Here is a 12,090-nt window from a genome sequence, read left to right on the forward strand (position 1 = left end):
GTGATGGATTTACAGGGAAAAACAATTTATGGGGTGTTTTGGTCGGTTGGTCAGGAATTAAGCTCAAAATTCATCAGCTTTCTTATTACGATTATTCTGGCGAGGATTCTGTCTCCCGCAGAATTTGGTTTAATTGCAATGTTGTCTGTTTTTATAGCAATTGGGAATTCATTATTGGATGGGGGATTAACCTCATCTTTAATCAGAACCACAGACATCAGTCAAAAAGACTGTTCTACCGTCTTTTATTTTAACATCTTTGGGAGTATCTTGATTTATGGCTTTTTGTTTTTAGCTGCTCCTTTTATCTCCAGGTTCTATGAACAACCAGTGCTTACGAATGTAGTTCGGGTTTATGGCATATCCTTAATTATTAATGCTTTTTTTGGAATTCAACAGACGCTTTTGGTGAAGGATATGAAATTTAAAACAATGACGATGATTCAGATTCCATCAGTGATTGCAGGTGGTATAGTTGGTGTTATTTTAGCAAAAATGGGTTATGGGGCATGGAGTTTAGTGTGGATGAGCCTGGTTACCTCATTTATTTCAACGGTATTACATTGGTATAATTCCAGCTGGCGGCCAGTTTTGCTGTTTGATCGGGATAGTTTTAAAAGTCATTTTAACTATGGTTATAAACTCACTTTGTCGAGCCTGATCGATAAATTTTACCAGAATATTTATACGATTATTATTGGTAAATTTTACGCTCCTGCACAACTGGGTTTCTATTCGAGGGCTGATTCAATTAGCCAGTTACCGATTGGTATTATATCATCAGCAGTTAATAAAGTCACCTTTCCAATGTTTGTAAATATCTCTCATAACAATGAGCAGCTGGTACTTGTGTACAGGAAGGTGATGTTGCAAGTACTTTTCTGGATGGCACCCACATTAATCGCACTTTGTGTAGTCGCAGAACCTTTGTTTCGACTCGTGTTAACCGATAAATGGCTCCCTGCCGTTCCATATTTTCAAATTCTATGTGTCGCTGGAATTACTTATCCCATCCATGCTTACAACTTAAATATTTTAAAAGTTAAAGGGCAGACACATTTATTTTTGAGGTTGGAGATGATAAAAAAAGTACTGTGTGTGATTGGGATCCTCTGTGTTTTTCCTTTGGGGATTTATGGATTGCTATATTTTCAGTTGGTTTATAGTTTTTTGGGTCTTTATATCAATTCTATTTATACCGTAAGATTTATTAACTACAGTTTTTGGAGACAAATAGGGGATATAATACCCACATTTTTCATCTCAGTTTTAGTGGGGGGCAGTTGCTATTTCTTAGATAAAATCTTGTTGAGCGCCAATTTTAATGATTTTTTCAGAATTATAACATTGGGCTTCACTTACTTTATCGGTTATTTTTCAGTAAGTTATCTCTTTAGATTGTCAGCGGTTGTTGATTTTAAACAGCTTGTGCTGAAAAGGTTATATCAATAAGGAGCGAAGGATCTTCGCGGCTTTTCTTCTTCAAAATACAAAATCAAAGAATCAATTATACGAAATGGAAGCAAATGATCATGAAATTATGGTTAGTGTGAGTTGTCTCACCTACAATCACGAGCAATACATCGCTCAAGCTCTGGAAGGCTTTATCATGCAAAAAACAAATTTCAAATTTGAAGTATTGGTTGGTGAAGATTGCTCGACAGATGGTACCAGAAAAATTGTGGCTTCGTATCAGGAAAAATATCCTGAAATTATTAAAATGTTAACCTCAGAGCACAATGTTGGATTAAAGGATAATTTCAATAGGATTGTAAAACAGGCTAAAGGAAAGTATATGGCTATGTGTGAAGGCGATGATTTCTGGACTGATCCTTATAAACTTCAGAAGCAGATTGATTTTCTGGAAAACAATCCTGACTATATCATCTGCTGCCATTATTCAAAAATTATTAATCAGGAAGGGGACACGTTGTATGTACATCCTAATCCTGTGAGTCTGGAGTTTGGTTATGAGGATATATTGCAAGGAAACAAGGACGAAACTTTTACAGCTACACTGATCTACAGAACCAGCCTGGATGTTACCCATATGGGGACTCAGGATTGGTATCTTAAATGTCATGCCCCTGATAAATTCCTGAAATTATATGCAACGGCCGTTACCGGTAAGAAGATATATGTGATGCCGGAAGTGATGAGTTGCTATAGAAAACATGTAGGTGGTGTCTGGAGCATGGTTGATCCACAGATTATTAGGGGGAGAATGCTCAGTGATTTTAATGTAATTATTAAGAATTTCAAATATCCGACAGCCCTGAAATGGAAACTGTTAAAAGTTTATTCCAAAAATTATCTCCGACATGACATTAGACATTTGCAATTAAACAACGCCATAAGTACCATCAAATATCTCCTGCTTTATTAAGAAACATGACCTTAAGGTTTAAAATTGATTGAATATGAGAAAGCTCAAACTTTTTTTTGTAATTAATTCCTTAACATCTGGTGGTGCAGAACGTGTGGTCACCAATCTCGCTAATTATTTTTATAGAGAGGGCTTCAATGTGACTATGATCTGTTTAAATTATAAAGAGCCAGTTTATGCTATAGACGACGGCATGAGGCTTATATACCTGACGAATAGAGCTGAAAAGGATAGTTTGCCTTACCGAATCTGGTTTGCAATGGTTACCTTCTTTAAACTGCTGTCTCTTTTGATTAAAGAAAAACCGACTACTGTAATTTCCTTTATGACCTCCGCTAACCTCTGGGCAGGTTTAACTTGTAGCCTGACAAGAACCCCTTTTATTGTTTCAGAACGAACTACACCTGACAATACCATTCATAAGTTTAATTCTTTTCTAAAGTGGATTTATTTCCAAGTGTATCGTAAATCTAAAGCGATAGTGGTACCCGCAAAAGCAATTGAAGGTTGTTTAAAGAAAAACAAATCATTTCAAAAACTGAACAATTTCTATCTCATCAAAAATTATGTGAATGTATTTCAGCCAGTTGGCCTGGAGCAAGTTCATTATAAGAAATTTATTCTTGGGGTGGGACGGCTGTCTTATGAAAAAGGTTTTGATCAATTAATCGACGCTTATAGTAAAATAAATATTCCTGAAGTGGATCTTATCATCGCAGGAGACGGAAATGAACGGGAACTTTTAATGGAAAAGATTAAAAACCTTGGTTTGTCAAATTCTGTGCGACTTATTGGTGCTAGGGAAAATCTCCAGGATTATTACCAGCAAGCAGAATTGTTCGTACTTCCTTCAAGAAATGAAGGTTATCCAAATGCCTTGATTGAGGCGATGAGCATGGGATGCCCTAGCATCGCTATGGATTGTGAGTTTGGCCCTGCTGAAATTATTGAAACTGGTAAGAATGGAATTCTGGTAGAAGATAGAAATATAGGTATGCTTGCAGAATCTATGTTGGAGGTTTTAAATGACTCAGAATTTCAGAGAAAGTTATCGAAAAGTGGAAAAATGATCAATCAAACAAACTCCCAGGAATTGATCACTTCAAAATGGCAGGAGTTAATATTGAGCTAGTGTTTTCCCTAAATGGACATATTATGTACGTTAAAAGAGCATTTGATGTTATTGTTTCTATAATAGGCATGCTAATTCTTCTTATTCCATTTCTTTTCATCGCCATATTTATTATGGTAGACTCCAGAGGAAGTGTTTTTTACAGACAAACACGCGTAGGTAGAAATAGGGTTAACTTTGAATTGTTGAAATTCAGGACGATGTACGTTAATTCGGATAAAGCAGGCTTACTAACGGTTGGAGATCATGACAAACGAATCACTAGGATTGGTTACTGGTTGAGGAAATATAAAATAGATGAATTACCTCAATTGGTTAACGTCCTTAAAGGAGATATGAGTTTTGTTGGACCAAGACCAGAGGTACATAAATATGTTGCGCTGTATAATGCCCAGCAGGAAATGGTACTTTCAGTAAAGCCCGGAATTACGGATTGGGCCTCGATTGCTTATTCAGATGAAAATGAGTTGCTGGCCAGGTCAGATGATCCGGAAAATTTCTATATCAATGAGGTGATTCCATCTAAAATCATGCAAAATCTGAAATACATTAACAAACATGACATCTGGGTTGACCTTACTATTATATTCCTCACCTTGAAAAAGATAATGATCAGGTAATCGACGATCACAAAATCATAAGGATATGCTATTTAAAAAAATTATGATCACAGGATTAATGACAGGATATTTATACACCTTGTCTTTCGGGATTTTCATGACTCAAATCTTCAGAATTCCAGCACCACTGGTATTTTGTTTGCCATTGATTGTTCTTTTTAAAACGCAGAAATTCTCGTTTTTATACTGGAAAGAAGCGATTTTTTTCTTCTTTGCCCTTTTTCTTTATGATTTTATTGGCATGTCTGATCGCCTATCTTTTTTTTCAAGCCTGATTGTAATTTCATGTTGCCTGTTTTATTTTAATTATTTCGTGGGGTACGACAGGCGTAGACTCAATCTTTCTGTAGGGATATTTTATGTGTTATTGTTATTCTCTGCTGTTATTATGGTATTGAATCATTTTTTTCCTGCCAGAATAGATCAAGTGAGGGGAATATTGCTCAATGATACCATTATTCAGACCCCAGCCGGCCTGGCGCTGACCCAGTTTAACTATGGATATCAGCTAGCGGCATTGGTGTCTTTCCTTTTTGTTTTTACGCATGTATTTCGATTGAATATTTTGCTAAAAATTATCGGTTTGATCGTATGTATTACTTTCATCTATCTCGGGATGAACCGCTCAGTATTTGTTACCTTTTTAAGTTCCTCTTTTTTGTTTGTGGTTTTCTATTATCGATACAAGTCTATTTTTATCATAGTTGCAGCAGTATTAATTGGTTTTGTAGCTTACGCTTTTATTATCAAGGAGAATTTCGATGCTAAAAATAACATTCTGGCTAAGAATGAAGGGAAAAATGCAAATGAATATAACCGGGTTGGACTTTCTGAAGAGAACCTCAAGATATATGCAGATTACCCTTTTGGCTTAATCTTTTATGGGAAAAACTGGGGCGATGTTACTTATAGAAGTACAACCTTCAGTCCGGGCTTGACTTCCCATAATGCTTACCTGATGTTCTTTACTTATCTCGGACCGTTTCTTGGACTTGGCTTGTTGATATTCCTTTATTTTAGGGTGGGCAAAATATTCTTTGGGGTATTGTTTAAGATCAGGGATAAGGATAATGCATTACTCATAGGATTGTGCTTTTCTTTTTTAGGCGTTTCCATCAATGCATTTTCTCATAATGGTTGGTTGATCAGTGCAGATGGGCCCACCTTGTTTCTCTACCTCAGTATACTCCATTTGGCTAAAATTCAAAAATATCCTAAAGCTCAGGAGCATATCGAGCTGACCCTGGAGAATATTGACGTTGAAAACAATGGTTTTGAATATGAAAATGGCAACAATTTAGGAAATCATAGGTTGGGATATCGTTAATTGATCTAAGAGCCCATTCATTATATTCTGATCGGGATAGCTGAAAAATTGTAAATAACGTTTACTCATGAATAAAATAGCACATATTGTTGGTGATTTGGGCAGAGGGGGTGCCGAACGTTTCGTAGTAGATCTATGTAACGAATTCGCTGAAAAGCCGTATAATGAAGTGCATTTAATCTCACTTTGTTACAATAATCCGGAAACTACCTTTGTCAATGAAATTAGTGAAAAGGTAAATTATTTATCGTTTTATAAATCCCCAGGATTCAGTTTACAAGTACTTGTAGAATTGACCAACTGGTTGTTAGTACAAAAAATTCAGATCGTTCATTCCCATTTAAACTCTTTGGAGTATTTGATGCTCTACCTGTTCAAGAAAACAGAGACTAAGTTTTTTCATACCATTCATTCTACTGCAGAGGCTGAATGTCCAGGTTTTATGATGAAATCATTACGGAAAAGTCTTTATAAAAGGAAGTTGGTTACTCCAATAGTTGTTTCCAAAGATGGGAGTGAATCTTTCCGTAGATATTATGGTTTAGACAATGATGTGGTAATAGAAAATGGCAGGCCATTTTTAGCTTTAACAAAAGAGTACCCAAATCTGGTCAGGAAATATAAAGGAAATCAAGATGCCTTTCTTTTAATTCATGTTGGTCGAATTGTTAAAGTAAAAAATCAACAATTACTCATTGAAGCAGTACAAAAATTCAATCACAAGGAGGAGCAGAAATGTAAATTGTTAATTATAGGAGAAGTCCGTGATGAAGCCTTGTATCAAAACCTTCAAGAATTAACAAAGAAAGACCAGTTTATCGAATTTTTAGGGGGGAAGGACAATATTGCAGATTACCTGAATATTGCAGATTTTTTTTGCCTGTCAAGCTTTTATGAAGGGATGCCCATTTCTTTAATTGAAGCTTTCTCAGTTGGCTGTATCTCTATATGCACTCAGGTTGGTGGAATTAAAAATATGATTAATCACCAGGATACTGGGTTCTTAAGTACGGATGATAGTGTAGATAGTTATTATCAAGCATTAAGGGAGGCCATTTTTTTTCAGGATAAGTCTAAGATCAGGGAGAATGCTAAAAATGCATTTAGGCTAAAATACCATATTGGAGCCTCTGAAAAAAGACATAGTCAGCTTTACAACATGCCTATCACTAGTTTATCCTAAGTATACACCTCTATTAGCTTAAACGTATGAATAAAGTAATCGATAGATATTTTGGTGCCGATAAGTGGAATATTGGAGTGTTAAGACAATCTGCAGAAGACCTGGTGCTCAAAAAAGGTTTCAATAGAAAAGTGATGTGGCTTAAAGAGGACCATGCAGATTATTCAGCAGATCCTTTTGTAGTAGACATTGATTCAAATCTGTATGTCTATTATGAAGAACTTAATTTTTGGAAAATTAAAGGTAAGATTTCTCAGATCAGTAATTTTGATTTCAATACAAAACAAGAAGTTACCGGGTTTTTTCCGGCCGATATACATTTTTCCTATCCATATATTTTCCAGGAAAAAGATAGTTTTTATTGTGTTCCTGAAACTGCTGATGCAGGGGAGGTGAGTTTATATCAGCTGCACCATGAGCATTCCAGCGTATTGATTAAGAAAAGGATATTGCTCTCCGGAGCACGTTATGTAGATAGTTCCATGATCAGATATCAAGGGAAATACTGGCTCTTTACCAATATTGATGGAGCTTTGAATGCTTTGTACATCTATTATTCGGATGATTTGGATGGGGAATTCATTCCACATTCAATGAATCCAATCCCAGTGAGCTTAAAAAATTGCAGAGGGGCAGGTAAACTCTTTATCGTGGATGAGGTGTTATATAGACCAACACAAAATCTTGAACTTAGGTATGGGGGCTCAATTATGATCAACAGGATTGAGAAGCTGACAACGGATGATTTCAAATCTGAGGAGGATTTTGAGCTGTTTCCAGAAGCCCCTTATTTACAAGGTATGCACAATATTAGTTTTGGTAAAGATTTTATAGTGGTGGATGGAAAAAGAAGAAGACATTCTCCGATTACCCCCGTACACCGGTTGTTAAAGAAAATTTTCTATAAAAGATCACCATCCTTCCATTAAAATATACGAGGCATAGAAAGCTTTATTCCTTAATCATCAGATATTATGGTACAGAATGTATTATTTATAACAACCGGCCTGTTAAAAGGTGGGGCAGAGACACAATTGATTAAGATTGCCAGATTTTTAAATAGCAAGGATTATAAAGTGTGTATTGTTTCTTTAAAGCCCATTAATGATTTTAATATTGATTTCAAATCGGAAGGGTTAGAAGTGGTATTTCTCAATACATGGTTCACAAAACCTGTCTCGAATTGCATTAACCTCTGTAGAACAGTAAGCGCATTTAAGCCTGATGTAGTGATTGCGTTTATGTTTATCTCTATCATTTTTGCTCGTTTTCTGAAAATGTGGTTTAAGTTTCAATTGATATCCTCTATCCGGACACCTGTGATTGCTAATAAATGGTACAGTCTATTTAAATTAACTGCAGATTGGGATGATGTCATCGTCTATAACTCTCATAAATCTAAATCTAATTTTGAGAAAAATAAGCTGGTAAAAAAAGCAGGCTTGGTGTTAAATAATGCCATCACGCTTCCAGAGCTATCTTTAACCAAAAAGTTGACATTAGAAAAACAACCATTTGTTTGGATTTCCATGGCTCATTTTGTTCCAGAAAAGGATTATCAGACCTTATTTAAAGCGATCGCATTAATTAAAGAAAAAAATTTCAGGGTAGATATTTTGGGAAACCTGTTTCAGCAGGAATGGCCAGCGGAGGTCATCAATCAATTGGGGATAGCTAATCGTGTCAGGTTATTAGGTTTAAAAACTGATACCAGTATTTATCTGAAGGAAGCAGATGGTTTTGTGCTCTCTTCTTTTTTAGAAGGGATGCCTAATGCATTGCTGGAAGCGATGGCATTTCATAAACCTGTTATCGCTTCTGCGGTAGATGGTATCGAAGAGCTGCTTGAAAACATCGACTGTGGCTTTCTATTTAAACAAGGTGACGAAAAGGAGCTAGCCGAAAAAATGACGGAGATGATGAAAATGTCTGTCGCAAAGCGGGAGGCTCTTGGAAAAAATGGACGAAAACATATTCAAATGTACTTTTCAGAAGAAAAGGTTTTCCAGGATTGGAAATCATTAATTGACCAGCTCGCTGTAAAGAGGAAAGCTTCTTTATCAGGATCATTATCACACTAAATCAGTATTTGCTACACTCCATTCATCGCTTAAAAATCAACCATATGTGCGGAATATTTGGGACTTTAAATTTCAATTCCAGAGAGCATGATGATCACATCTATCGCGATCTGTTTCATCGTGGGCCTGATGAACAACGTCATCTCCAACATGATAACCTAGAATTATACCATACCCGGCTTGCTATACAGGATTTAACTGAGCAAGGGCAGCAGCCGATGAAATATCAGGGGCTTAGCATTGTTTTTAATGGGGAGATATATAATCATATGGAAATCAGAAAGAAATATGGTTTGCTGGATACTTCAAACTCTGATACCAAGACCATTTTGATGCTATATGAAGTAATTGGAATGAAGATGTTAGAGGAATTTGATGGCATGTTTGCCTTTGCTTTATATGATTCTGTGAAAAAGAAGTTGTACCTGGCTAGAGACCGTGCAGGAAAGAAACCCTTGTATGTATTTGTGAAGGGGGTACAGTGTGTGTTTTCTTCTGAATTGAATATCCTTTCGAAAGTGGTACGTCCTGAAATAGATTATGCTTCAATTGCAGATTACTTATATCTGGGATATCATTACAGGAAGTCAACACCTTATCAGCAAGTATCTGAGCTTGAAAATGGATGTTACATGGAAATTGATACCCATTCTAACCTCAGTAAAAAGGTGAAATGGTTTGATATTGCTACTTTTTATCAAACTGAAAACAAATTAAGCTATTCCGATTCCATTGAAAGATTAGATCATCACCTTCAACTTGCAGTAAAAAGAAGAATAGATAGCTCGGATCTGGATGTAGGTGCCTTTTTGAGTGGAGGAATTGACAGTGGGTTGGTCTGCGCTATAGCAGCCGGACATACAGCAAACCTAAAAACCTTTACAGTTAAAGTCGAAGGTAGTTATGATGAATCACATCTGGCGAAAAAAGTAGCTGAAAAATATGCTACAAATCATACCGTAGTAGATATCACCTTCTCGGATTTACAGAAAGATATTGAAAAGATTCTAAGTAATCATGGAGAGCCTAATTGTGACAATTCTGCGATTCCAAGTTACTATGTTGCAAAGGAAGCAAAGAAACACATTACTGTGGTGCTCAACGGAGATGGAGCAGACGAATTATTCGGAGGTTACCGACGTTATGTACCCTTTAAGCATTTTGATTTTTTCAATTCGGGTAAGCTGAGCACTACTGCTGCCAAAATGTTAACCAGTATTTTGCCCATTGCTAATGAAAAGCAAAGCAGTTACAATTACTTTTACCGGTTATTGAAATTGGCGGGTTACCATGATATTCTTAAGGTTTATAATTCCGCATCCTGTGATTTGTTTGTAGGTTTTGAAAACCAGTTTCTACGCAAGCCATTAATGAAAGAGATGACGGCAGACCTCTGCATGGTGAATCAATTGCCGATATCTGCGTTAAAAAAGATTATATTAACTGATTTTCAGTCCATGTTATTTAGCAGGCTACTTCCCAAAATGGACATCGCAACGATGGCACATTCCCTGGAAGGAAGAAGTCCGTTTTTATCGAAAGAAATTTTAGAGTTTGCTCCAGGTTTACAAGACCATTATAAAGTAAACAACCTGACCACCAAGCCCATTCTAAGGAACTTGGCCCTCAGGTATTTGCCTTCAGAGCTGATCAATCAACCAAAACGTGGCTTTGAAATTCCCCTAAAATCCTGGGTGAATGGAGAATTAAAAAGTATTATAAATGATTATTTGCTTGCCCCAGATCCCTTGTACGCTAAAATTATTAATAAAAGTTTTATCGAGGATTTAATCGATTCAAAAGTTAAAATCTCGGATGAAAGAAGAGCAAAGATTCTCTTTTGCATTTTCGGACTTGAGGTTTGGTTTAAGGGCTGCTATCGCAAATAGGGTATTCTCAAGTCTATCTGTTCCTGCCAGAAATTATCAATTGATACAAAACCATATTTAAACATTTAAAATAAACACTATGAAAATTTTAGTAACTGGTACAGCCGGATTTATTGGCTTTCATTTAGCAAAACGTTTATTGGAAAGAGGAGATGAAGTTGTCGGTATAGATGTCATAAATGATTATTACGACGTGAATTTAAAATATGCCCGTCTTGAAGAGTGTGGCATTTCCCGTGAACAGATTGTTTATGATCGGCCTATGCTGAGTACAAAGTATAGTAACTACGTATTTGTAAAAATGGATCTTAATGATAAAGATGGAATGATGGAGATTTTTAACCAGCACCATTTTGACGCAGTATGTAATTTAGCGGCCCAAGCGGGTGTACGATATAGTTTAACAAACCCTGAGGCTTATGTGGAGTCGAATATCAGTGGATTCCTCAATATTTTGGAATGCTGCAGATATGCGAAAGTTAAACACCTACTGTATGCCAGTTCTTCCAGTGTTTATGGTTTAAATACAAAAATGCCTTTTTCTGTTCATCATAATGTAGACCATCCGGTATCCTTATATGCTGCTTCTAAAAAGTGTAATGAACTCATGGCCCACGCATACAGTCATCTTTTTAATCTACCTACTACTGCCTTGCGATTTTTTACGGTTTATGGTCCATGGGGCAGGCCGGATATGGCCTTATTTATATTTACTAAAGCCATCATGGAAAGGAAACCAATTGAAATTTTCAATCATGGAAATATGAGTAGGGATTTCACCTATATTGATGATATTGTGGAAGGAATTCTACGCTTAATTGATTCGCCTGCTGAGGCTAATCTAAATTGGGACTCTGCACAGCCAGATCCGGCAAGTTCAAAGGTACCTTTCCGTTTGTTTAATATTGGTAGGGGTGCACCGGTAACACTCCTGGATTTTGTTAAAGAAATAGAGGAAAATATTGGTATACCTGCCATAAAAGAGTATTTACCAATGCAATCAGGGGACGTTTCGGCTACCTGGGCAGATATTTCGGCTTTGGTGAAAGAGTTAGAATACAAGCCTAAAACCTCTGTAAAGGAAGGAGTTGCTCAATTTGTGGCCTGGTATAAAATGTTCTACCATTGTGATAAGGAGGTGAAAAAGCGTGCAAGAATTAGACCGACAAATCAAATTCCAGTATATGCAACCAAAATTTAAGCTATAATTTAACCAAAAACAGGTCTTATTGTGTCATTTAAATGTCACTAAAAATAAATGTGAAGCACCTGTGTAATCACTTTACACTCTGTTTTACAGCTCTATAGTCTTTGTTTACTGCCTCCAAGCGCAATATTCTCAGTTTAAACACCTCTCAATTCAGTTTTCCTTTGTAACTTTTGAGATACAATTTTTTTACAACCTCCCCGTTTAAAAGGGGTATTTAAAAAAATTAGAGTGTTTTAATGGAAAGATTGAAAGAAAAATTTAA

Annotated in this window: 10 protein-coding genes; all 10 read left to right on the plus strand. The window is 36.2% G+C overall.

Going from position 1 to position 12,090, the window contains the following annotated elements:
- Positions 1–3: 3 nt before the first annotated feature.
- The 10 genes from R2Q94_RS03620 (at position 4) to R2Q94_RS03665 (ending at position 11,819) form a co-directional block, all read left to right on the plus strand.
- Positions 4–1,452: a lipopolysaccharide biosynthesis protein gene (locus tag R2Q94_RS03620; protein WP_316820072.1), complete on the plus strand. Its 1,449-nt coding sequence runs from the start codon at positions 4–6 to the stop codon at positions 1,450–1,452.
- Between the two features lie 64 nt (positions 1,453–1,516).
- Positions 1,517–2,386, plus strand: coding sequence for a glycosyltransferase family 2 protein (locus R2Q94_RS03625; RefSeq protein WP_316820073.1), 870 nt, complete (start codon positions 1,517–1,519; stop codon positions 2,384–2,386).
- 34 nt (positions 2,387–2,420) lie between these two features.
- Positions 2,421–3,518, plus strand: coding sequence for a glycosyltransferase (locus R2Q94_RS03630; RefSeq protein WP_316820074.1), 1,098 nt, complete (start codon positions 2,421–2,423; stop codon positions 3,516–3,518).
- Positions 3,519–3,541: 23 nt separating this feature from the next.
- Entirely contained in the window at positions 3,542–4,138 is a 597-nt protein-coding gene (locus R2Q94_RS03635; RefSeq protein ID WP_316820075.1) for a sugar transferase, read from the plus strand.
- Between the two features lie 25 nt (positions 4,139–4,163).
- Positions 4,164–5,465: a hypothetical protein gene (locus R2Q94_RS03640; protein ID WP_316820076.1), complete on the plus strand. Its 1,302-nt coding sequence runs from the start codon at positions 4,164–4,166 to the stop codon at positions 5,463–5,465.
- Between the two features lie 67 nt (positions 5,466–5,532).
- Positions 5,533–6,648 (plus strand): glycosyltransferase family 4 protein, encoded by a 1,116-nt coding sequence (locus tag R2Q94_RS03645; protein WP_316820077.1) that lies wholly within the window; start codon positions 5,533–5,535, stop codon positions 6,646–6,648.
- Positions 6,649–6,674: 26 nt separating this feature from the next.
- Positions 6,675–7,577 (plus strand): hypothetical protein, encoded by a 903-nt coding sequence (locus tag R2Q94_RS03650; RefSeq protein ID WP_316820078.1) that lies wholly within the window; start codon positions 6,675–6,677, stop codon positions 7,575–7,577.
- Positions 7,578–7,622: 45 nt separating this feature from the next.
- Positions 7,623–8,729, plus strand: coding sequence for a glycosyltransferase (locus R2Q94_RS03655; RefSeq protein WP_316820079.1), 1,107 nt, complete (start codon positions 7,623–7,625; stop codon positions 8,727–8,729).
- A gap of 44 nt (positions 8,730–8,773) precedes the next feature.
- Positions 8,774–10,618: an asparagine synthase (glutamine-hydrolyzing) gene (asnB, locus tag R2Q94_RS03660; RefSeq protein ID WP_316820080.1), complete on the plus strand. Its 1,845-nt coding sequence runs from the start codon at positions 8,774–8,776 to the stop codon at positions 10,616–10,618.
- Between the two features lie 79 nt (positions 10,619–10,697).
- Positions 10,698–11,819, plus strand: coding sequence for an NAD-dependent epimerase (locus tag R2Q94_RS03665; RefSeq protein ID WP_316820081.1), 1,122 nt, complete (start codon positions 10,698–10,700; stop codon positions 11,817–11,819).
- The last annotated feature ends 271 nt before the right edge of the window (positions 11,820–12,090 follow it).

This window comes from Pedobacter gandavensis (genome assembly GCF_032678465.1).
Lineage (GTDB): Bacteria > Bacteroidota > Bacteroidia > Sphingobacteriales > Sphingobacteriaceae > Pedobacter > Pedobacter gandavensis_B.